Here is a 22,067-nt window from a genome sequence, read left to right as displayed (position 1 = left end):
AAATGCTGGTTTTTTGAATGCATAACGACAAAGATCTCTCCACGTGGCAAACGTTCCGCCGACTCTGGCCGATGATTGCCCCTTTCAAAGCAGGCTTGATCGTGGCGGGCGTAGCGTTAATCCTCAACGCAGCCAGCGATACTTTTATGCTATCGCTCCTCAAACCGTTACTGGATGACGGTTTTGGTAAAACGGATCGCTCAGTGCTGCTATGGATGCCGCTGGTGGTTATCGGGCTGATGATCTTACGCGGTATTTCCAGCTATATCTCCAGCTACTGCATCTCCTGGGTATCAGGAAAAGTGGTAATGTCCATGCGTCGCCGACTCTTCGGTCACATGATGGGCATGCCGGTCTCATTCTTTGATAAACAGTCTACGGGCACGCTGCTGTCACGTATTACCTACGATTCAGAGCAGGTGGCATCGTCTTCCTCCAGCGCGCTGATTACCGTGGTCCGTGAAGGCGCATCGATCATTGGCCTGTTTGTCATGATGTTCTATTACAGCTGGCAGCTGTCGCTCATCCTGATCGTGCTGGCACCGGTTGTCTCCATTGCTATCCGCGTCGTCTCCAAGCGTTTCCGCAATATCAGTAAGAATATGCAGAATACGATGGGGCAGGTCACGACCAGCGCTGAACAGATGCTGAAAGGCCACAAAGAAGTGTTGATCTTTGGTGGTCAGGAAGTCGAAACCAAGCGCTTTGATAAGGTCAGCAATAAAATGCGCCTGCAGGGAATGAAAATGGTGTCGGCCTCCTCTATCTCCGACCCTATCATTCAGCTGATCGCCTCGCTGGCCCTGGCATTTGTTCTGTATGCAGCGAGCTTCCCGAGCGTAATGGAGACCCTGACGGCAGGGACCATCACCGTTGTCTTCTCCTCCATGATTGCGCTGATGCGCCCGCTGAAATCCCTGACTAACGTGAACGCGCAGTTTCAGCGCGGGATGGCAGCATGCCAGACGTTGTTCAGCATTCTGGATTCCGAGCAGGAAAAAGATGAAGGTACGCGCGTGATTGAGCGTGCAAACGGAGACTTAGAATTCCGCAACGTGACCTTTACCTATCCAGGCCGCGAAGTGGCTGCACTGCGTAATATCAACCTGACGATTCCAGCAGGTAAAACCGTTGCGCTGGTGGGCCGTTCCGGCTCGGGTAAATCAACCATTGCCAGCCTGATTACGCGCTTCTACGACATTGATGAAGGCGAAATCCTGTTAGATGGCCATGACCTGCGGGAGTATACCCTGCAGTCGCTGCGTAACCAGGTTGCACTGGTTTCTCAGAACGTGCATCTGTTCAACGATACGGTTGCCAACAACATCGCCTATGCGCGTACTGAAGAGTACAGCCGCGAGCAGATCGAGAATGCCGCACGCATGGCGTATGCAATGGACTTCATCAACAAGATGGATAACGGTCTGGATACCATCATCGGTGAAAACGGCGTGCTCCTTTCCGGTGGTCAGCGTCAGCGTATTGCCATTGCGCGTGCGCTGCTGCGCGACAGCCCAATCCTGATTCTGGATGAAGCGACGTCCGCGCTGGATACTGAATCTGAACGCGCTATCCAGTCTGCGCTGGACGAATTGCAAAAGAACCGTACCTCTCTGGTGATTGCGCACCGTCTGTCGACCATCGAACAGGCTGATGAAATCGTGGTTGTTGAAGATGGCGTGATTGTCGAGCGGGGTAGCCATGCCGATCTGCTCGCCCACCGAGGCGTCTACGCACAGCTCCATAAGATGCAGTTCGGTCAACAATGATTGCACGCATCTGGTCCGGTGAATCCCCGCTGTGGCTGCTGCTTTTGCCGCTCTCCTGGCTATACGGCCTGGTGAGCGGTGCCATTCGTCTGATGTACCGCCTGGGGCTGAAGCGCGCCTGGCGCGCGCCGGTTCCGGTTGTGGTGGTTGGTAACCTGACCGCAGGTGGGAACGGCAAAACGCCGGTGGTGATCTGGCTGGTGGAGCAGTTGCAAAAACGCGGTATTCGCCCTGGGGTGGTATCGCGCGGCTACGGTGGTAAAGCGACGCACTATCCGCTTCTGCTGGCGGCTGATACAACAACGGCCGAAGCGGGTGATGAACCTGTCCTGATCTATCAGCGAACAGGTGTGCCGGTTGCGGTCTCACCCGTGCGCAGCGACGCCGTTCAGGCGCTTCTTGCCGGGCACGCGGTGGACATCATTATTACCGACGATGGCCTTCAGCATTACGCGCTGGCGCGTGATAAAGAGATTGTGGTCATCGACGGCGTGCGCCGTTTTGGCAACGGCTGGTGGCTGCCCGCCGGGCCGATGCGTGAACGCGCGACGCGCCTTCGGTCCGTTGATGCGGTCATTGTTAACGGTGGCCAGGCTAAGCAAGGTGAAATACCTATGCATCTGCAGCCAGGCATGGCGGTTAACCTGTTAACCGGCGAACGTAAGGCGGTTGAACAACTGCCTGCGCTGGTGGCGATGGCGGGTATTGGTCACCCTCCGCGCTTCTTCGCGACGCTGGGACAGTGTGGTGCCCGGCTAGAAAAACGCGTTCCGCTGGCCGACCACCAGGCGCTGATGGAAGGTCAGGTAGACGCCCTGACCGTACCCGGGCAGTCGCTGATCATGACCGAAAAAGATGCGGTGAAATGCCGTGCCTTTGCGAAAGAAAACTGGTGGTATCTGCCGGTTGACGCTGAACTCAGCGGCGAGCAGCCGGAACACTTGCTCAAGGAACTGATTGCGTTGGTGCGATAAACGCTTACGCGGTTCTGGTGGCGCTTTGACTGACAGGAAAACGCATGTCTTTACCGCAACTCTCGCTTTCAGCCGCACGTCATTTACACCTTGCCGCTCAGGGGCTGCTTAAAAAGCCTCGCCGTCGCGCACAGCCCTCTGACATTCTCTCCACCGTACAACGCATGTCGTTGCTGCAAATCGACACCATCAACATCGTGGCGCGAAGCCCTTATCTGGTGCTCTTCAGCCGCCTGGGAAATTATCAGCCGCAGTGGCTGGACAATGCGCTTAGGCAGGGCGAGCTAATGGAATACTGGGCGCATGAAGCCTGTTTCCTGCCCCGCAGCGATTTCGCGCTGATTCGTCACCGCATGCTCTCTCCGGATAAGATGGGCTGGAAATATCGTCAGGAGTGGATGCAGGAACACGCCGCTGAGATTGAGCAGCTTATCGCGCATATTCAGGAAAACGGTCCGGTGCGTTCGGCTGATTTTGAGCATCCGCGAAAAGGGGCGAGCGGATGGTGGGAGTGGAAGCCGCATAAACGTCATCTTGAGGGGCTGTTTACATCCGGTAAAGTGATGGTTGTGGAGCGGCGTAACTTTCAGCGCGTGTACGACCTGACGCACCGCGTGATGCCGCACTGGGACGACGAGCGTGACCTGCTTACGCAGGAAGCGGCCGAAGCCATCATGCTGGAGAACAGCGCCCGCAGCCTGGGGATTTTTCGCCCGCAGTGGCTGGCAGATTATTATCGCCTGCGTCAGCCCGCGCTAAAACCGCTGCTGGAGGCGTGGCAGCGCGAGCAGCGCGTCATCCCCGTCACGGTGGAAACGCTGGGCGAGATGTGGCTGCATGCCGATTTGCTCCCGCTTTTACCACAGGCGCGGGAAGGTAAGCTTCAGGCCACACACAGCGCGGTACTGTCACCTTTCGACCCGGTCGTCTGGGACAGAAAGCGGGCCGAGCAGCTGTTTAATTTCAGCTACCGGCTGGAGTGTTATACCCCCGCGCCAAAACGCCAGTACGGCTACTTTGTTTTGCCTCTGCTGCATAAAGGGCAACTGGTGGGGCGTATGGATGCCAAAATGCACCGCAAAACCGGGACGCTTGAAATCATCGCGCTGTATCTTGAAGACGGGGTTAAGGCGACGGCCCCCCTGGAGAAAGGATTATCATCCGCCATTAGCGAATTTGCGCGCTGGCAAGGAGCGAGCAGCGTGACGCTGGGCCGCGTGCCGGACGGGCTGTTTACGACCTGCCGAAGTGGTTGGGAAACAGACACTCCCTGAAAAGGGAATGTGTTAAGCTTTAGCGATTACCCATACGGAGGAACTATGGATCACCGTTTACTTGAAATTATTGCCTGCCCGGTGTGCAACGGCAAACTCTACTACAGCCAGGATAAACAAGAGCTGATTTGCAAGCTGGACAGTCTGGCTTTCCCGCTGCGGGACGGTATTCCGGTCCTGCTGGAAAATGAAGCCCGTTCCCTGGTGGCAGAAGAGAGCAAGCCATGAGTTTCGTTGTCATTATTCCGGCGCGCTATGCATCAACGCGTCTGCCGGGTAAACCGCTGGTGGATATCAACGGCAAGCCGATGATTGTGCATGTTCTTGAGCGTGCGCGTGAATCCGGTGCCGATCGCGTGATTGTTGCTACCGATCATCCTGACGTCGCCCGTGCGGTTGAGGCGGCTGGCGGTGAGGTATGCATGACTCGCGCAGATCACCAGTCCGGCACGGAGCGTCTGGCGGAAGTGGTCGAGAAATGTGGTTTTAGCGATGATACGGTCATCGTCAACGTGCAGGGCGACGAGCCGATGATCCCGGCGGTTATTATTCGCCAGGTAGCGGAAAATCTGGCGCAGCGTCAGGTTGGCATGGCCACCCTCGCGGTACCCATTCATCATGCTGAAGAAGCATTCAACCCGAATGCGGTTAAGGTGGTCATGGATGCCGAGGGCTATGCGCTCTATTTCTCACGCGCGACGATCCCCTGGGATCGCGATCGCTTTGCGGTATCGAAAGAGACCATCGGTGATTCATTCCTGCGCCACATTGGGATCTACGGCTATCGTGCGGGCTTCATTCGCCGCTATGTCAACTGGGCACCGAGCCCGCTGGAGCATATTGAAATGCTGGAGCAGCTCCGCGTGCTCTGGTATGGCGAAAAAATCCACGTAGCCGTTGCCAAAGAAGTTCCCGGAACGGGCGTTGATACGCCGGAAGATCTTGAGCGCGTTCGCGCTGAACTGCATTAATGTTGCCTCCATCCCTCCTTTGGGGGGATGTTCTCACCCATCAATTTTTCCTTTCTTACCCATAATTGATCTCTTCGGGTGACATCCGTTGCTCTCGCGCTCATTATAAAAGCAGTAGCCTTAATGGGGGTAATCTCATATGGAACAGCTGCGTGCCGAACTGAGCCATCTGCTTGGCGAGACGTTGAGCCGGGTCGAGTGTGTGAATGAAAAGGCGGATACCGCACTTTGGGCGCTGTATGACAGTCATGGAAACCCAATGCCTCTCATGGCCAGAAGCTTTACCTCACCCGGCGTCGCCAGACGGCTGGCATGGAAAATGTCGATGCTGGCAAGGGAAGGTACGGTGCGAATGCCGACGGTTTACGGTGTCATGACGCATGAGGAACACCCCGGCCCGGATGTCCTGCTTATTGAGCGCCTGCGTGGCGTCTCTGTTGAAGCCCCGGCGCGCACGCCGGACCGCTGGGAACAGCTGAAAGATCAGATCGTCGAGGCGTTGCTGGCCTGGCACCGACAGGATAGCCGCGGGCTCGTCGGCCCCGTCGACAGCACCCAGGAAAACCTGTGGCCGCTCTGGTATCGCCAGCGGGTAGAAGTGCTGTGGGGAACGCTTAACCAGTTCAACAACACCGGTTTAACCATGCAGGACAAACGCATTCTGTTTCGCACCCGCGAGTGCTTGCCTGCGCTGTTTGACGGCTTTAACGACAACTGCGTGCTGATGCACGGCAATTTTACCCTACGCAGCATGCTGAAAGATCCCCGCAGCGACCAGCTGTTGGCGATGGTGGGGCCGGGCATTATGCTCTGGGCACCGCGCGAGTATGAACTGTTCAGACTATGCGACAGCGCCTCTGCGGAAGGTTTGCTCTGGCACTATCTGCAACGGGCGCCCGTTGCGGAGGCGTTTCTCTGGCGGCGCTGGCTCTATTTGCTCTGGGATGAAGTGGCGCAACTGGTGAATACCGGAAGGTTCAATCGCGCCAACTTCGACCTGGCGACAAAATCACTCTTGCCCTGGCTCGCCTGACGCGCCTTTCAGCCATTGCCAGAGGCGTCCAAGCGTCTCGTAACCGACACGATCGCTGTGCATCAACCAGACCGGGGACGGGATTGCTCGTTCCCACGGGTTAAGCGGCGCGTTGATCGCTATCTGGTTAGCCGGTGCGGGTAGGGGGTGTAATCCCTGTTTCTCGAAGAAAATCATCGCTCTCGGTAAATGCGACGCCGATGTCACGAGCAGGAACGGCACGTCGCCGATGGCCTGCTTCACCGCGGCGGCTTCCTCTTCGGTGTCTTTTGGGCTGTCCAGGGTGATGATAGATGAACGCGGCACGCCCAGTGATTCAGCGACGCGTGCGCCAGCCTCTGCCGTACTCACCGGGTTTGTTTTGGCTGCGGCTCCGGTGAAGATCATTTTCGAACCCGGATTAGCAAGCCACAGGCGAATACCTTCGTTCAGGCGCGGCAGGCTGTTGTTGATCAGATTAGAGCTGGGTGCCCAGTTCGGATCCCAGGTATACCCGCCACCCAATACCACGATGTACTCCACTTTCTGATTTCCCTGCCAGGTCGGGTACTTATTTTCGATGGGGCGTAACAGACCATCCGCGACCGGCTGCAGGCTCAGCAGCAGCATCATCAGCCAGCCGAGTGTGATAAGCGTTTTGCCACTTTTCTGAAAGCGGCTGAACCACACCAGTGCCAGCCCCAGCGCGATGAGAAGCAGCAGCAGGGGAAGGGGAAGCATCATGCCTCCGATGTATTTTTTTAGGGTAAAAAGCATCCTTTTTGGTTCCTTTTTTAACCATACAGCAGGCGATTACCCGTGATATTACACCAGAGTGGTTCATTCTCCGCGCGGGTGTGACAAAATAGCGGTTTTGCAGTTAGCGAGTGGAACCTTCCCAATGCGGGATCGCAATTTTGATGACATCGCGGAAAAGTTTTCGCGCAACATTTATGGCACCACCAAAGGTCAGCTTCGGCAGACGATCCTCTGGCAGGATCTGGACAAGCTGTTGGCGGAATTGGGTGACCGGCAGTTGCGCGTGCTCGATGCCGGTGGCGGGGAAGGTCAGACTGCAATTCTAATGGCGCAGCGGGGGCACCACGTCACGCTTTGCGATCTTTCTGCTGAGATGGTTACTCGCGCCGAACGCGCGGCAGAAGAGAAAGGTGTGAGCGACAACATGCATTTTATACATTGCGCCGCTCAGGACATTCCCCAGCATTTGGAAACGCAGGTTGATCTGATATTGTTTCATGCTGTGCTTGAATGGGTCGCCGAACCGCAAGCCATGTTAAAAACGCTGTGGTCGATGTTGCGTCCGGGCGGTGCGTTATCGCTGATGTTCTACAATGCAAACGGTCTGCTGATGCGAAACGTGCTGGTGGGCAATTTTGGCTACGTGCAGCAGGGAATGTATAAAAAGAAACGGCGCACGCTATCGCCGGATTTCCCACGTGAACCGCAGCAGGTCTATGGCTGGCTGGAGGAGATCGGTTGGGAGATCACCGGTAAAACAGGCGTGAGGGTGTTTCATGATTATCTGCGTGATAAACAAAAACAGCATGACTGTTTAGACGCCTTAACAGAAATAGAAACGCGGTATTGCCGCCAGGAGCCTTATCTGAGCCTTGGCCGCTATATACACGTCACCGCGCGCAAGCCGCAGAAGCAAGGATAATCTATGAGTGAATTTTCCCAGACAGTCCCCGAACTGGTTGCCTGGGCCAGGAAAAACGATTTCTCCATCTCGTTGCCGGTAGACAGACTCTCCTTCCTGCTGGCAGTTGCCACGCTGAACGGCGAACGGCTGGATGGTGAAATGAGCGAGGGTGAACTGGTGGATGCGTTCCGCCATGTCAGTGATGCGTTTGAGCAAACCAGCGAAACCATTAGCGTGCGTGCCAACAACGCGATCAACGATATGGTACGTCAACGTCTGCTGAACCGCTTTACCAGCGAGCAGGCGGAAGGAAACGCCATTTATCGTCTGACGCCTCTGGGGATCGGCATTACCGATTACTACATCCGCCAGCGCGAGTTTTCGACGCTGCGTCTCTCCATGCAGCTCTCGATCGTGGCGGGCGAGCTTAAGCGCGCCGCCGACGCGGCAGATGAAAACGGTGACGAATTCCACTGGCACCGTAACGTCTACGCGCCGCTGAAGTACTCGGTGGCAGAGATTTTCGACAGCATCGATCTGACCCAGCGTCTGATGGATGAACAACAGCAGCAGGTGAAAGACGATATCGCTCAATTGCTGAATAAAGACTGGCGTGCGGCCATCTCCAGCTGTGAACTTTTATTGTCAGAAACCTCCGGTACGCTGCGTGAACTGCAGGATACGCTGGAAGCCGCAGGCGACAAGCTGCAGGCCAATCTGCTCCGCATCCAGGATGCGACCATGGCGCACGACGATCTCCACTTTGTCGACCGTCTGGTCTTCGATCTGCAAAGCAAACTCGATCGTATTATTAGCTGGGGCCAGCAGTCGATCGACCTGTGGATCGGCTACGACCGACACGTGCATAAATTTATCCGTACCGCGATCGATATGGACAAAAACCGCGTCTTTGCTCAGCGTCTGCGTCAGTCGGTACAAACCTATTTCGATGCACCGTGGGCGCTGACCTACGCGAATGCCGACCGTCTGCTGGATATGCGCGACGAAGAGATGGCGCTGCGCGATGAAGAGGTGACCGGTGAACTGCCGCCGGATCTGGAATATGAAGAATTTAACGAAATTCGCGAACAACTTGCGGCGATGATCGAAGAACAGCTCGCTGTCTACAAAACCAGACAAGCACCGCTGGATCTTGGTCTCGTGGTGCGCGACTATCTGGCGCAATATCCTCGCGCGCGGCACTTTGACGTTGCCCGCATCGTGGTAGATCAGGCGGTGCGCCTGGGCATCGCGCAAGCAGATTTCACCGGACTGCCGCCGAAGTGGCAGCCGATCAACGATTACGGAGCCAAGGTACAGGCGCATGTCATTGACAAATATTGAACAAGTGATGCCAGTGAAGCTGGCACAGGCGCTGGCGAATCCGTTATTTCCGGCGCTGGACAGCCAGCTGCGTGCCGGTCGTCACATTGGTCTTGACGAGCTGGATAATCACGCTTTTTTGATGGATTTCCAGGAATACCTGGAAGAGTTCTACGCGCGCTACAACGTGGAGCTGATTCGCGCGCCGGAAGGGTTTTTCTACCTGCGCCCGCGCTCAACCACGCTGATTCCGCGTTCCGTACTCTCCGAGCTGGATATGATGGTCGGCAAAATTCTCTGCTACCTCTACCTCAGCCCGGAACGTCTGGCGAACGAAGGGATTTTCACTCAGCAGGAACTCTACGACGAACTGCTATCGCTGGCAGATGAAAGCAAACTGCTGAAGCTGGTGAATAACCGTTCGACAGGTTCCGATCTTGACCGTCAGAAATTACAGGAAAAAGTTCGCTCTTCCCTGAACCGTCTGCGTCGTTTGGGCATGGTCTGGTTTATGGGGCACGACAGCAGCAAATTCCGCATTACGGAATCTGTCTTCCGCTTCGGCGCCGACGTGCGCGCGGGTGATGACGCCCGTGAAGCGCAGCTGCGCATGATCCGCGACGGTGAAGCGATGCCGGTAGAAAACCATTTGCAGCTCAATGATGAGCATGAAGAGAATCTGCCGGATAGCGGGGAGGAAGAGTAATGATTGAACGCGGTAAATTTCGCTCACTAACGCTGATTAACTGGAACGGCTTCTTCGCCCGAACCTTCGATCTGGATGAGCTGGTTACGACGCTCTCCGGCGGTAACGGTGCGGGTAAATCCACCACCATGGCGGCATTTGTCACGGCGCTGATCCCCGATTTGACGCTGCTGCACTTCCGTAACACCACCGAAGCGGGGGCGACAAGCGGCTCTCGTGATAAGGGTCTGCACGGTAAGCTGAAGGCCGGCGTCTGTTATTCGGTGCTGGACGTCATCAACTCTCGTCACCAGCGCGTGGTGGTGGGCGTACGTCTGCAGCAGGTTGCCGGTCGCGACCGTAAAGTGGATATCAAACCGTTCGCCATCCAGGGTCTGCCAACGTCCGTGCAGCCGACGGCGCTACTGACGGAGACCCTGAACGAACGTCAGGCGCGCGTGCTGACGCTGCAGGAGCTGAAAGACAAGCTTGAAACTATCGAAGGCGTACAGTTCAAGCAGTTCAACTCGATTACCGACTACCACTCCCTGATGTTCGACCTGGGCGTGGTGGCACGTCGTCTGCGCACGGCATCAGACCGTAGCAAATACTACCGTCTGATCGAAGCGTCCCTGTACGGCGGTATCTCCAGCGCCATTACCCGCTCCCTGCGCGACTACCTGCTGCCGGAAAACAGCGGCGTGCGTAAGGCCTTCCAGGATATGGAAGCCGCGCTGCGTGAAAACCGCATGACGCTGGAAGCCATTCGCGTGACCCAGTCCGACCGCGACCTGTTTAAACACCTTATCAGCGAAGCCACCAACTATGTGGCGGCGGACTATATGCGTCACGCCAACGAGCGCCGCATTCATCTCGATCAGGCATTAGAGTACCGCCGCGAGCTGTTTACCTCGCGTAAGCAGCTGGTGGCCGAGCAGTATAAGCACGTCGAAATGGCGCGCGAGCTGGGTGAGCACAACGGTGCCGAGGGTGACCTGGAAGCGGATTATCAGGCCGCCAGCGATCACCTGAACCTGGTGCAGACCGCGCTGCGTCAGCAGGAAAAAATCGAGCGTTATGAAGCGGACCTCGACGAGCTGCAGATCCGTCTCGAAGAGCAAAACGAAGTGGTGGCCGAAGCCGCCGAGATGCAGGAAGAGAACGAAGCCCGCGCCGAAGCCGCCGAGCTGGAAGTGGATGAGCTGAAAAGCCAGCTTGCCGATTACCAGCAGGCGCTGGACGTACAGCAAACGCGTGCAATTCAGTACACTCAGGCGCTGCAGGCGTTACAGCGAGCCAAAGAGCTGTGTCATCTGCCTGACTTAACGCCAGAAAGCGCCGACGAATGGCTGGACACCTTCCAGGCCAAAGAGCAGGAAGCCACTGAGAAACTCCTGTCACTCGATCAGAAAATGAGCGTCGCGCAAACGGCGCACAGCCAGTTTGAACAGGCCTACCAGCTGGTGGTGGCGATTAACGGCCCGCTGGCGCGTAATGAAGCCTGGGACGTTGCCCGTGAACTGCTGCGCGACGGTGTGAACCAGCGCCATCTGGCCGAGCAGGTTCAGCCGCTGCGCATGCGTCTGAACGAGCTGGAACAGCGCCTGCGCGAGCAGCAAGAAGCCGAGCGTCTGCTGGCGGAATTCTGCAAGCGTCAGGGGAAAAATTACGATTTCGACGAGCTTGAGGCTTTGCATCAGGAGCTTGAGGCGCGTATTGCGGCACTTTCAGACAGTGTCTCCAACGCCAGCGAACAGCGTATGACGCTGCGCCAGGAGATGGAGCAGCTTCAGTCCCGCTCGCAAAAACTGTTGCAGCGTGCACCGGTCTGGCTGGCGGCCCAAAGCAGCCTGAGCCAGCTCAGCGAACAGTGCGGCGAGCAGTTTGAATCCAGTCAGGAAGTGACCGAATACCTGCAGCAGCTGCTGGAGCGCGAGCGCGAAGCGATTGTTGAACGTGATGAAGTCGGCGCCCGCAAGCGTGAAGTCGACGAAGAAATTGAACGCTTAAGCCAGCCGGGCGGTGCGGAAGATCCGCGTCTCAATACGCTGGCAGAGCGGTTTGGCGGCGTACTGCTGTCCGAAATTTACGACGATGTTGGTCTGGACGATGCGCCGTATTTCTCCGCGCTGTATGGTCCGTCGCGTAATGCAATTGTCGTCCCGGATCTGTCGCTGATTTCTGAGCAGCTGGCAGGGCTGGAAGATTGTCCGGAAGATCTCTACCTGATCGAAGGGGATCCGCAGTCGTTTGATGACAGCGTATTCAGCGTCGACGAGCTGGAAAAAGCGGTGGTGGTGAAAATCGCCGACCGCCAGTGGCGCTATTCCCGCTTCCCGGAACTGCCGCTGTTTGGCCGCGCCGCGCGCGAAAGCCGTATCGAAAGCCTGCACGCCGAGCGTGAAACGCTCTCCGAACGCTTTGCGACGCTGTCGTTTGACGTACAGAAAACTCAGCGTTTGCACCAGGCATTCAGCCGTTTTATCGGCAGCCATCTGGCCGTGGCCTTTGAAGCTGACCCGGAAGCCGAAATTCGCAGGCTCAATACCCGCCGTGGTGAACTTGAGCGAGCGATTGCCAATCATGAAAGCGACAACCAGCAGAGCCGCGTGCAGTTTGAACAGGCGAAAGAGGGCGTCGCCGCCCTTAACCGCATCCTGCCGCGCCTGAATCTGCTGGCTGATGACACGCTGGCTGACCGCGTTGATGAAATCCAGGAACGGCTGGATGAAGCGCAGGAAGCCGCGCGTTTTGTGCAGCAGCACGGCAATCAGCTGGCGAAGCTGGAGCCGGTCATCTCCGTTCTTCAAAGCGACCCGGAGCAGTTCGAGCAGTTAAAAGAAGATTACGCCTGGTCACAGCAGGTGCAGCGCGAAGCGCGTCAGCAGGCGTTTGCCCTGACGGAGGTGGTACAGCGTCGCGCCCACTTCGGCTACTCCGATTCGGCGGAAATGCTGAGTGGAAACAGCGATCTGAATGAAAAGCTGCGTCAGCGTCTCGAGCAGGCGGAAGCCGAGCGTACCCGCGCTCGTGAAGCCATGCGTACGCATGCCGCACAGCTGAGTCAGTACAGTCAGGTCATGGCCTCGCTGAAAAGCTCCTTCGATACCAAGAAAGAGCTGTTGAACGATCTGTACAAAGAGCTGCAGGATATTGGCGTGCGTGCCGACAGCGGTGCGGAAGAACGTGCGCGCATTCGTCGCGATGAACTGCACAGCCAGCTCAGCAACAACCGAGCTCGCCGTAATCAGCTGGAAAAAGCGCTGACATTCTGTGAAGCGGAGATGGACAACCTGACGCGTCGCCTGCGCAAGCTGGAGCGCGACTATCACGAAATGCGCGAGCAGGTTGTCACCGCGAAGGCGGGCTGGTGCGCGGTGATGCGCATGGTGAAAGACAATAACGTTGAGCGTCGCCTGCACCGTCGCGAGCTGGCGTATCTCTCTGCCGATGAACTGCGTTCCATGTCGGATAAAGCGTTGGGCGCACTGCGTCTGGCGGTGGCGGATAACGAACACCTGCGTGATGTGTTGCGCATGTCGGAAGATCCGAAGCGTCCAGAGCGCAAAATCCAGTTCTTCGTGGCGGTTTACCAGCACCTGCGCGAGCGCATTCGTCAGGACATCATTCGTACCGACGATCCGGTCGAGGCTATCGAACAGATGGAAATCGAGCTGGGTCGCCTGACGGAAGAGCTGACCTCCCGCGAGCAGAAGCTGGCTATCAGCTCCCGCAGCGTGGCGAACATCATCCGTAAGACCATTCAGCGTGAGCAGAACCGTATCCGCCAGCTCAACCAGGGCCTGCAGAGCGTGTCGTTTGGCCAGGTTAACAGCGTACGTCTGAACGTGAACGTGCGTGAGGCTCACTCTACGCTGCTGGACGTGCTGTCTGAACAACACGAACAGCACCAGGATCTGTTCAACAGCAACCGTCTGACCTTCTCTGAAGCGCTGGCGAAGCTGTATCAGCGCCTGAACCCGCAGATCGATATGGGCCAGCGTACGCCGCAAACCATTGGTGAAGAGCTGTTGGATTACCGTAACTATCTGGAGATGGAAGTAGAGGTTAACCGTGGCTCCGACGGCTGGCTGCGTGCGGAGTCTGGTGCGCTGTCGACGGGTGAGGCTATCGGTACCGGTATGTCGATTCTGGTGATGGTTGTCCAGAGTTGGGAAGATGAAGCGCGTCGCCTGCGCGGTAAAGACATCTCGCCATGTCGTCTGCTGTTCCTTGATGAAGCGGCGCGTCTTGATGCCCGCTCTATCGCCACGCTGTTTGAGCTTTGCGATCGCCTCGATATGCAGCTCATCATCGCGGCACCGGAAAATATCAGCCCGGAAAAAGGGACGACATACAAACTGGTGCGTAAAGTATTCCAGAACAGCGAACACGTACACGTTGTCGGGTTGCGCGGTTTTGCACCGCAACCACCTGAGTCATTACCGGGTACGGCAGACGCCTCCTGAGGTGTTTTGTTACAAAGCGCGGCGCAGTAGCGCCGCTTTTTTTTACTCATAGCTTGTGCTTACGGCTGCGTTATCTTTAAACTTCTTTACATAAGGTAAGCCAACAGCATGTGTGCCTACCTATAATGAAAGAAAGCCCCAATGTGATGGGCGTGTCGTGAAAACAGGGGGCAAGGGATGTTGCTAAAGAAAAATCGTGGTCGTCAGCTGTCAGTGCTGAGTTTGTGCCTGGCAGTGATGTTTGCTCCACTGTTCACCGCGCAGGCTGATGAGCCTGAGGTTGTACCGACTGACAGCTCTGCAACGATGGGCGCTCAGCCGACGTCGTTGTCGCAGCCGCTGGAGCAGTCGCCAGCAACGGCCATTATGGCCGGTATTACGCCGTTACCTGAAGGTATCGACACAGAGTCTGTTCGTCAGCAGCTGCAGTCCGGGCTGCCATCAGGATACACGCCTGTTTATCTCAATCAGCTCACGCTGCTGTATGCCGCGCGTGATATGAAACCGATGTGGGACAATCGTGATGCGGTGCGAGCTTTCCAGCAGCAGCTGGCAGAAGTGGCCATCGCGGGCATTCAGCCGCAGTTTACGACCTGGGTTGAGCTGTTGACCGATCCTGCCGTGACGGGGAAGGCGCGTGACGTGGTTCTCTCGGATGCCATGATGGGGTATCTCCAGTTTGTGGCGGGTATTCCGGTAAATGGCAATCGCTGGTTATACAGCGAAAAACCGTACAAGCTGGCGACGCCCGCCCTGTCGGTCATAAACCAATGGCAGCTTTCACTGGATAATGGCGACCTGCCGCGCTTTATCGCAAGCCTTGCGCCTGCACATCCACAATACGCCACAATGCACCAGTCGCTGCTTGAGCTGGTTGCGGATTCACGCCCGTGGCCGCAGCTGCGAGCGACCGCTACGCTGCGTCCGGGGCAGTGGAGCAGTGATGTTCCCGCACTGCGCGAAATTCTCAAACGTTCCGGCATTCTGGATAATGGGCCAAAAATTGCGCTTCCTGGCGATGATGGTCAAAGCGTGGCCGTGAGCCCGTCGGCACCGGTAAAAGAGACAAGCTCCGCTCCGCTAAGCTCGAAGCCAGCCGCGTATGACCGCGAGCTGGTTGCGGCAGTGAAGCAGTTCCAGGCTATTCAGGGGCTGGGTGCCGATGGCGTAATAGGTCCCTCAACGCGCGACTGGCTGAATGTTTCTCCGGCACAACGGGCGGGCGTACTGGCGCTGAATATCCAGCGTTTGCGCTTGCTGCCAGGCACGCTGTCTACCGGCATCATGGTAAATATACCGGCGTATTCGCTGGTCTATTACCAGAACGGGAGTGAAGTGCTGGCTTCGCGTGTGATTGTCGGGCGTCCCGATCGTAAAACGCCAATGATGAGCAGCGCGCTGAATAACGTGGTGGTTAACCCGCCGTGGAACGTCCCGCCGACGCTGGCTCGTAAGGATATCCTGCCTAAGGTCTGGAACGATCCTGGGTATCTGGAGCGCCACGGGTATACCGTGATGCGCGGCTGGAACAGTAAAGAGGCGATAGATCCCTGGATGGTCGACTGGTCAACGATAACGGCGTCGAATTTACCGTTCCGCTTCCAGCAGGCTCCGGGTGCCCATAACTCGCTTGGGCGCTATAAATTCAACATGCCAAGTTCAGATGCAATCTATCTGCACGATACGCCGAACCACAACCTGTTCCAGAAGGATACGCGCGCGCTCAGTTCGGGTTGCGTTCGTGTGAATAAGGCTTCTGAGCTGGCAAATATGCTGCTGCAGGATGCGGGCTGGAACGATACGCGGATTTCAGATGCGTTGAAACAAGGTGATACCCGTTACGTTAATATTCGACACAACATCCCGGTCAATCTTTACTATCTGACGGCGTTTGTCGGCGAGGACGGGCGCACCCAGTACCGTACAGATATTTACAATTATGATCTCACTGCGCGATCCGGCGCACAAATTTTGCCAAAAGCTGAACAATTAATCAGGTAAATGAAGTAGTTCGGGAAAATTGATTGTCGTAAGTTATGGTGAATACGGGGCGATCTGGCTGTAAGCCGCGTATTCACTGGGGTTGGGCGCCTTGACGTAAGCTGTTTTGACAGTTAAGGTGCCCTTCGTGCGCTAAGCATATTTACGATTTCATTGACCTGTAGACCTGATTATCATGGACAAATTTGACGCTAATCGCCGCAAATTGCTGGCGTTAGGTGGTGTTGCGCTCGGCGCAGCGGCCATCCTTCCGACGCCAGCATTTGCCACCCTCTCGACACCACGTCCGCGTATTTTAACGCTCAACAATCTTCATACCGGTGAGTCGCTTAAAGCGGAGTTTTTCGATGGCAGAGGCTATATTCAGGATGAATTAGCAAAACTAAACCATTTTTTCCGTGATTTCCGCGCGAATAAAATAAAAGCCATCGATCCAGGACTGTTTGATCAGTTATTCCGCCTTCAGGGCCTGCTGGGAACCAGCAAGCCGGTGCAGCTCATTTCAGGATACCGTTCACTCGATACCAACAATGAACTGCGCGCCCACAGCCGTGGGGTAGCGAAAAAAAGCTATCACACCAAAGGGCAGGCAATGGATTTCCACATTGAAGGCGTTTCGTTAGCCAATATTCGCAAAGCCGCGTTATCTATGCGCGCAGGTGGTGTAGGATATTACCCACGTAGCAACTTTGTGCATATTGATACCGGGCCGGTTCGGCACTGGTAATAACGAAACACAGGAGCAGTATGAACTATCGTATTATTCCGGTTACCGCGTTCTCCCAGAACTGTTCATTGATCTGGTGCGAGCAAACTAAACTGGCCGCGCTTGTCGATCCCGGCGGTGACGCTGAGAAAATCAAGCAGGAGGTCGCAGCAAGCGGCGTCACGCTGATGCAGATTTTGCTCACTCATGGTCATCTTGACCATGTGGGTGCTGCGGCTGAACTGGCTGAACACTACGGTGTGCCGGTGATCGGCCCGGAAAAAGAAGATGAGTTCTGGCTGCAAGGATTACCCGCCCAAAGCCGCATGTTTGGCCTTGATGAGTGTCTGCCGTTGACGCCCGATCGTTGGTTAAACGAAGGAGATCGCGTTACCGTAGGGAATGTGACTTTACAGGTGTTGCATTGTCCTGGGCATACGCCAGGCCATATCGTCTTCTTTGATGACCAGTCACGTCTGCTGATTTCCGGCGATGTCATTTTCAAAGGTGGCGTAGGACGCAGCGATTTCCCGCGCGGCGATCACGGTCAGCTGATTCAGTCGATTAAACAAAAGTTATTGCCGCTGGGCGATGACGTAACGTTTATCGCAGGACACGGTCCGATGTCGACGCTGGGCTATGAACGGCTCCATAACCCGTTCCTTCAGGATGAAATGCCTGTCTGGTAAATCCGGATAAAAAAAAAGCCTGCATAATGCAGGCTTTTTTATGGGTGCAACTTACAGTACGGCGACAATCGCTTCGCACAGTGGCGCCATGTTGTCAGGCGTCATGCCTGCAACGTTCACGCGGCCAGAGGCCACGGCGTACACGCCAAACTCTTCACGCAGACGCAGAACCTGTTCTTTGGTCAGGCCGCTGAACGAGAACATGCCGTTCTGTTTGATGATAAAGCTGAAGTCGCGGTCCGCGCCTTTCTCAGCCAGGGTGTTCACGAACAGCAGGCGCATGCGCTGAATGCGCTGGCGCATATCGTTCAGCTCTTGTTCCCAGATCGCGCGCAGGGCATCGTTGCTCAGGATGGTGGCAACAACAGACGCACCGTGTGCCGGTGGGTTAGAGTAGTTAGCGCGGATAACCGATTTCATCTGGCTGAACGCACGATCGACGGTCTCTTCGTTAGCAGCAACCAGCGTACAGGCACCTACGCGCTCATTGTACAGGCCGAAGTTCTTGGAATAGGAACTCGCCACGATCAGTTCCTGATGCACGGCTGCGAACGCGCGCAGGCCTTCTGCATCTTCTTCCAGACCGCGGGCAAAGCCCTGATAGGCGAAGTCAAACAGCGGCAGCCAGCCTTTCTCAACGGACAGCTTAGCCAGGTGTTCCCACTGCTCCAGCGTCGGATCGATGCCGGTTGGGTTATGGCAGCAACCGTGGAACAGCACCACGTCACCTGCCTGCGCTTCGCTCAGGCTTGCCAGCAGGCCGTCAAAGTCGAGGGAGTGATTTGCCGCGTCGTAGTAAGCATATTCACGCACTTCCAGACCCGCAGAGTTAAAGACGCTCTTGTGGTTTGGCCAGCTTGGGTTGCTCACCCATACGCGCTTAACGGAGGTGTTTTTCGCCAGGAAATCCGCCGCCACGCGCAGCGCACCGGTACCGCCTGGGGTCTGTGCTGTACGGGCACGTTTGTCACTCACAATTGCACTGCCTTTACCGAACAGCAGCTCCTGGGTGCAGCGACCAAATTCAGGGATACCATCAATACCGAGGTAGTTTTTGGTGGTTTCGTTTTCCAGCAGATACTGTTCAGCTTTTTTAACGCTGGTCAGGACCGGGGTTTTGCCGGTTTCATCTTTATATACACCAATACCCAGGTTGATTTTGCCAGGGCGGTCGTCGGCACGAAACAGATCGGCCAGGCCCAGAATAGGGTCGGCAGGAGCGGCGGTAATGTTCTCAAACATGACGAAGTTCCATTGTGATTACAGAAGTGAAATCCGCTATCAGGTTAACGGGTGATTTACAAAATGCCAACCGTTTGCGACGAAAAGCGTGCGGCTTTTCAAAAGTCGCCATTATTTTCTGTCGGGCATAAAAAAACAGGGCCGAAGCCCTGTTCATTAAGCATATAACAACGTGGTGTACTGATTAGAACTGGTAAACCAGACCTACAGCAACGGTATCATCGTTATTGATGCCCAGCTTGTTGTCGTCTTTCAGCTGGTTGATCTGGTAGTCAACATAGGTGGACATGTTTTTGTTGAAGTAGTAAGTCGCACCGATGTCGATGTAGTTGATGAAGTCTTCATCACCCACGCCTTCTACGTCTTTCGCTTTAGATTTGTAGTAAGCGATGGATGGACGCAGGCCGAAATCGAACTGGTACTGAGCGACAACAGAGAAGTCCTGTGATTTGTTAGCGAAGCCGTTGCTGCCCAGACGAGCCGCGTTACGCATTTCGCCGTACAGCGCTGCCAGGTAGATGTTGTTCGCGTCGTATTTCAGACCGGTTGCCCACTGCTCAGCTTTGTCGCCTTCGCCCCACTGCAGGGTCTGCTGGTTGTTGGTACGGTCAGCTGCGCCGTAAGCACCGACGATGCCGAAGCCGTCGAAATCATAGCTCAGAGAGGTTGCCCAGCCGTCGCCGTTAGAACGGGTTGCGTCAGTGCGTTCATTTTTGCCCAGGTACTGAACGCCAAAGTTCAGACCGTCAACCAGGCCGAAGAAGCCGCTGTTACGGTAAGTCGCCAGACCACCGGTACGACCAGAGAAGAAGTTATCGCTTGCGCCAGTATCGCCACCGAATTCTGGCAGCATATCGGTGATACCGATTGCGTCATAGACCAGGCCGTAGTTACGACCGTAGTCGAAGGAGCCTGCGTCACCGAATTTCAGACCTGCGAAGGCCAGACGGGTTTTGTTGCCCGACTGAGCATCGGAGCCTTCAGAGTTGTTACCCTGGAAGTTGTATTCCCACTGACCGTAACCGGCCAGCTGATCGTTGATCTGAGTTTCGCCTTTGAAGCCCAGACGCGCGTAAGTTTTGTCGCCATCGTTGTCAGCATAATCAGAGAAGTAATGCAGGCCAACAGCTTTCCCGTAAAGATCTAACTTGTTGCCGTCTTTGTTATAGATTTCTGCAGCGTTTGCTGCACCGGCTACCAGCAGGGCAGGGATAACCACTGCCAGGATATTGCGCTTCATCATTATTTATTACCCTCATTGGTTTTTTTATGACACTCGCCACTGCCGTCAATAAATTCTGTCAATAAATATTTCCGGAACTATTGATGAGAGTTAGGTGTCTTTATGTATCTGACAGGCATCTTTCCATTCATAGAACCGTTTCGCTAGCCTGAAAGTGCTACAATTCTCAAGATTAGGTAACAAAAAGAAATAATGTGTAACTAGATGTGTATTTTTGGGAACTTTGTGAACCATCTCAAATTTCAGAGAGGCCTGGCTAATTAAGCAGCGGTTTCATTCCTATATATATGAATTGCTTATGTTTAATTTGGCTAAAGGCAATTCATATAAACAGCGGTTAAACGACTCAACTTTTCTTATGACCGCGAAAGGACTTCTGGATGGCTGTGAAATTGAATAAAAAATATGCTATTGCTTGAGAATTAAATAAGCACAATAAGAATGCGGGATATTTTTTATTCACAGATATTTCATGGAAACAAAACGTAACAGCTAGTGCTTTTGACGGGGTTGTCTTTTAAAGAGGCTGACTTTGCGCTGACGAAAACTGACATTGCAGAATAAAATAATGGCCAGCATGTGCTGGCCATTGTCTTAAATGTGACTTAGAAGCTTGCGTTACGCGGCGTACGCGGGAATGGAATCACATCGCGAACGTTCTGAACACCGGTTACGTAGGCAATCAGACGCTCGAAGCCCAGGCCGAAGCCTGAATGCGGAACAGTACCGTAACGGCGCAGGTCGCGATACCAGCTGTAGTCAGCCGGGTTGAGACCCATCTCTTCCATACGGGCATCCAGGACGTCAAGACGCTCTTCACGCTGAGAACCCCCGATGATCTCACCGATGCCAGGTGCCAGAACATCCATTGCGGCAACGGTTTTACCGTCTTCGTTAAGGCGCATATAGAAGGCCTTAATGTCTTTCGGGTAGTTTTTCACAACAACCGGTGCTTTGAAGTGTTTCTCCGCCAGATAGCGTTCGTGCTCAGAAGAGAGATCCACGCCCCAGTAAACCGGGTTTTCGAACTTCTCGCCGCACTTCTCGAGGATGGTAACCGCATCGGTGTAATCCACCTGCGCGAAGTCCGCGGATACAAAACGCTCCAGACGGGCAATCGCGTCGTTATCCACGCGCTCAGCGAAGAATTTCATGTCGTCCGCACGTTCTTCCAGAACGGCTTTAAACACGTATTTCAGCATGGCTTCTGCCAGGCCTGCCACATCATTGAGATCGGCAAAGGCCACTTCTGGCTCCAGCATCCAGAATTCCGCCAGGTGGCGGCTGGTGTTGGAGTTTTCCGCGCGGAAGGTTGGGCCGAAGGTATAGATTTTAGACAGCGCACAGGCGTAGGTTTCGCCGTTGAGCTGGCCGGAAACCGTCAGGAAAGCTTCTTTACCAAAGAAGTCTTTGTCGTAATCCACTTTACCTTCCGGCGTGCGCGGCAGGTTTTCCATATCCAGCGTGGAAACGCGGAACATCTCACCCGCACCTTCAGTGTCGGACGCGGTGATCAGCGGCGTGGATACCCAGAAGTAACCCTGCTCATCGAAGAAACGATGCAGCGCCTGCGCCAGCGTGTGACGCACGCGGGCCACCGCACCGATCAGGTTGGTGCGTGGACGCAGGTGTGCCACTTCGCGAAGATACTCAATGCTGTGGCGTTTTGCCGCCATCGGGTAGGTATCGGGATCTTCCACCCAGCCGGTGACTTCAATCGCCGAAGCCTGAATTTCAAAGCTCTGGCCCTGACCAGGCGATGCGACAACCACGCCGGTGACAATGACGGAACAGCCCGTTGTCAGGTGCAGAACCTCATCATTGTAATTGGGCAGAGAATTATTAATAACGGCCTGTACAGGATCAAAGCAGGAACCGTCATAGACGGCGAGGAAGGAGATGCCAGCTTTAGAATCTCGGCGGGTACGCACCCATCCGCGCACGGTGACTTCTTGGTCAACGGCGACACGGCCCTGGAGTACGTCGGCTACAGGCACAACGCTCATAATATTCTCTCTGTTAATTGTCGGAAATGATAAACACTTG

17 protein-coding genes are annotated in these 22,067 nt (G+C 55.3%); 13 read left to right on the top strand and 4 right to left on the bottom strand.

Going from position 1 to position 22,067, the window contains the following annotated elements:
- Nucleotides 1-17 precede the first annotated feature (17 nt).
- From msbA to KK102_RS05070, 6 genes are all read left to right on the top strand, one after another.
- On the top strand, nucleotides 18-1,769 hold the full coding sequence (gene msbA / locus KK102_RS05095; RefSeq protein ID WP_126543597.1) for a lipid A ABC transporter ATP-binding protein/permease MsbA: 1,752 nt from the start codon (nucleotides 18-20) through the stop codon (nucleotides 1,767-1,769).
- Nucleotides 1,766-2,743: a tetraacyldisaccharide 4'-kinase gene (gene lpxK / locus KK102_RS05090; protein WP_216357091.1), complete on the top strand. Its 978-nt coding sequence runs from the start codon at nucleotides 1,766-1,768 to the stop codon at nucleotides 2,741-2,743. Before msbA ends, lpxK begins: the two co-directional genes overlap by 4 nt.
- Before the next feature lie 44 nt (nucleotides 2,744-2,787).
- Nucleotides 2,788-4,017: a winged helix-turn-helix domain-containing protein gene (locus KK102_RS05085; RefSeq protein ID WP_126543599.1), complete on the top strand. Its 1,230-nt coding sequence runs from the start codon at nucleotides 2,788-2,790 to the stop codon at nucleotides 4,015-4,017.
- A gap of 45 nt (nucleotides 4,018-4,062) precedes the next feature.
- A complete protein-coding gene (ycaR, locus tag KK102_RS05080; protein WP_006174474.1) occupies nucleotides 4,063-4,245 on the top strand; it encodes a protein YcaR in 183 nt (60 codons plus the stop codon).
- Nucleotides 4,242-4,988 carry a 3-deoxy-manno-octulosonate cytidylyltransferase gene (kdsB, locus tag KK102_RS05075; protein ID WP_216357090.1) on the top strand — a complete coding sequence of 249 codons (747 nt, stop codon included), beginning with the start codon at nucleotides 4,242-4,244 and terminating at the stop codon, nucleotides 4,986-4,988. The genes ycaR and kdsB overlap by 4 nt, the downstream gene beginning before the upstream one ends.
- A gap of 139 nt (nucleotides 4,989-5,127) precedes the next feature.
- Complete coding sequence (locus KK102_RS05070) at nucleotides 5,128-6,021, top strand: YcbJ family phosphotransferase (protein ID WP_216357089.1); 894 nt, start codon at nucleotides 5,128-5,130, stop codon at nucleotides 6,019-6,021.
- On the opposite strand, the gene elyC is transcribed toward KK102_RS05070, so the two are convergent.
- On the bottom strand, nucleotides 5,998-6,777 hold the full coding sequence (elyC, locus tag KK102_RS05065) for an envelope biogenesis factor ElyC (RefSeq protein ID WP_010429275.1): 780 nt from the start codon (nucleotides 6,775-6,777) through the stop codon (nucleotides 5,998-6,000). The two genes, KK102_RS05070 and elyC, sit on opposite strands and share 24 nt — an antisense overlap.
- 124 nt (nucleotides 6,778-6,901) lie before the next feature.
- On the opposite strand from elyC, the gene cmoM reads away from it, so the two are divergent.
- The 7 genes from cmoM to KK102_RS05030 all read left to right on the top strand — a co-directional run bounded on the left by cmoM (nucleotide 6,902) and on the right by KK102_RS05030 (nucleotide 17,536).
- The gene (cmoM, locus tag KK102_RS05060; RefSeq protein ID WP_042713976.1) at nucleotides 6,902-7,681 is read left to right on the top strand and encodes a tRNA uridine 5-oxyacetic acid(34) methyltransferase CmoM; all 780 of its coding nucleotides are present in this window, start codon (nucleotides 6,902-6,904) and stop codon (nucleotides 7,679-7,681) included.
- A gap of 3 nt (nucleotides 7,682-7,684) precedes the next feature.
- Nucleotides 7,685-9,007 (top strand): chromosome partition protein MukF, encoded by a 1,323-nt coding sequence (gene mukF / locus KK102_RS05055; protein ID WP_006809372.1) that lies wholly within the window; start codon nucleotides 7,685-7,687, stop codon nucleotides 9,005-9,007.
- Nucleotides 8,988-9,692, top strand: a complete 705-nt coding sequence (mukE, locus tag KK102_RS05050) for a chromosome partition protein MukE (protein ID WP_216357088.1) — start codon at nucleotides 8,988-8,990, stop codon at nucleotides 9,690-9,692. The genes mukF and mukE overlap by 20 nt, the downstream gene beginning before the upstream one ends.
- Complete coding sequence (gene mukB, locus KK102_RS05045; RefSeq protein WP_216357087.1) at nucleotides 9,692-14,140, top strand: chromosome partition protein MukB; 4,449 nt, start codon at nucleotides 9,692-9,694, stop codon at nucleotides 14,138-14,140. Before mukE ends, mukB begins: the two co-directional genes overlap by 1 nt.
- 177 nt (nucleotides 14,141-14,317) lie before the next feature.
- The gene (gene ldtD, locus KK102_RS05040; protein ID WP_216357086.1) at nucleotides 14,318-16,141 is read left to right on the top strand and encodes a L,D-transpeptidase; all 1,824 of its coding nucleotides are present in this window, start codon (nucleotides 14,318-14,320) and stop codon (nucleotides 16,139-16,141) included.
- 175 nt (nucleotides 16,142-16,316) lie between these two features.
- Complete coding sequence (gene mepK / locus KK102_RS05035) at nucleotides 16,317-16,868, top strand: peptidoglycan L,D-endopeptidase MepK (RefSeq protein WP_185805582.1); 552 nt, start codon at nucleotides 16,317-16,319, stop codon at nucleotides 16,866-16,868.
- Between the two features lie 20 nt (nucleotides 16,869-16,888).
- Entirely contained in the window at nucleotides 16,889-17,536 is a 648-nt protein-coding gene (locus KK102_RS05030) for an MBL fold metallo-hydrolase (protein ID WP_089598364.1), read from the top strand.
- Nucleotides 17,537-17,587: 51 nt separating this feature from the next.
- On the opposite strand, the gene aspC is transcribed toward KK102_RS05030, so the two are convergent.
- The 3 genes from aspC to asnS form a co-directional block, all read right to left on the bottom strand.
- Nucleotides 17,588-18,778 (bottom strand): aspartate transaminase, encoded by a 1,191-nt coding sequence (gene aspC, locus KK102_RS05025; RefSeq protein ID WP_047346900.1) that lies wholly within the window; start codon nucleotides 18,776-18,778, stop codon nucleotides 17,588-17,590.
- Nucleotides 18,779-18,962: 184 nt separating this feature from the next.
- Nucleotides 18,963-20,021: a porin OmpF gene (gene ompF / locus KK102_RS05020; protein WP_276516107.1), complete on the bottom strand. Its 1,059-nt coding sequence runs from the start codon at nucleotides 20,019-20,021 to the stop codon at nucleotides 18,963-18,965.
- A gap of 605 nt (nucleotides 20,022-20,626) precedes the next feature.
- Entirely contained in the window at nucleotides 20,627-22,027 is a 1,401-nt protein-coding gene (gene asnS, locus KK102_RS05015; RefSeq protein WP_126543606.1) for an asparagine--tRNA ligase, read from the bottom strand.
- Nucleotides 22,028-22,067 lie beyond the last annotated feature (40 nt).

The sequence above is a fragment of the Enterobacter quasimori genome (assembly GCF_018597345.1).
Lineage (GTDB): Bacteria > Pseudomonadota > Gammaproteobacteria > Enterobacterales > Enterobacteriaceae > Enterobacter > Enterobacter mori.
The sequence above is the reverse complement of the archived record's forward strand: the minus strand, read 5'-3'. Positions and strand labels throughout refer to the sequence as shown.

Excerpts from the sequence above, each read along its gene's own strand:
- msbA (WP_126543597.1), top strand. The coding sequence starts at position 18 with ATGCATAACGACAAAGATCTCTCCACGTGGCAAACGTTCCGCCGACTC.
- kdsB (WP_216357090.1), top strand. The coding sequence starts at position 4,242 with ATGAGTTTCGTTGTCATTATTCCGGCGCGCTATGCATCAACGCGTCTG.
- mukF (WP_006809372.1), top strand. The coding sequence starts at position 7,685 with ATGAGTGAATTTTCCCAGACAGTCCCCGAACTGGTTGCCTGGGCCAGG.
- KK102_RS05070 (WP_216357089.1), top strand. The coding sequence starts at position 5,128 with ATGGAACAGCTGCGTGCCGAACTGAGCCATCTGCTTGGCGAGACGTTG.
- cmoM (WP_042713976.1), top strand. The coding sequence starts at position 6,902 with ATGCGGGATCGCAATTTTGATGACATCGCGGAAAAGTTTTCGCGCAAC.
- lpxK (WP_216357091.1), top strand. The coding sequence starts at position 1,766 with ATGATTGCACGCATCTGGTCCGGTGAATCCCCGCTGTGGCTGCTGCTT.
- aspC (WP_047346900.1), bottom strand. The coding sequence starts at position 18,778 with ATGTTTGAGAACATTACCGCCGCTCCTGCCGACCCTATTCTGGGCCTG.
- KK102_RS05030 (WP_089598364.1), top strand. The coding sequence starts at position 16,889 with ATGAACTATCGTATTATTCCGGTTACCGCGTTCTCCCAGAACTGTTCA.
- ldtD (WP_216357086.1), top strand. The coding sequence starts at position 14,318 with ATGTTGCTAAAGAAAAATCGTGGTCGTCAGCTGTCAGTGCTGAGTTTG.
- asnS (WP_126543606.1), bottom strand. The coding sequence starts at position 22,027 with ATGAGCGTTGTGCCTGTAGCCGACGTACTCCAGGGCCGTGTCGCCGTT.
- ompF (WP_276516107.1), bottom strand. The coding sequence starts at position 20,021 with ATGATGAAGCGCAATATCCTGGCAGTGGTTATCCCTGCCCTGCTGGTA.
- mukE (WP_216357088.1), top strand. The coding sequence starts at position 8,988 with ATGTCATTGACAAATATTGAACAAGTGATGCCAGTGAAGCTGGCACAG.
- mukB (WP_216357087.1), top strand. The coding sequence starts at position 9,692 with ATGATTGAACGCGGTAAATTTCGCTCACTAACGCTGATTAACTGGAAC.
- mepK (WP_185805582.1), top strand. The coding sequence starts at position 16,317 with ATGGACAAATTTGACGCTAATCGCCGCAAATTGCTGGCGTTAGGTGGT.
- elyC (WP_010429275.1), bottom strand. The coding sequence starts at position 6,777 with ATGCTTTTTACCCTAAAAAAATACATCGGAGGCATGATGCTTCCCCTT.
- KK102_RS05085 (WP_126543599.1), top strand. The coding sequence starts at position 2,788 with ATGTCTTTACCGCAACTCTCGCTTTCAGCCGCACGTCATTTACACCTT.
- ycaR (WP_006174474.1), top strand. The coding sequence starts at position 4,063 with ATGGATCACCGTTTACTTGAAATTATTGCCTGCCCGGTGTGCAACGGC.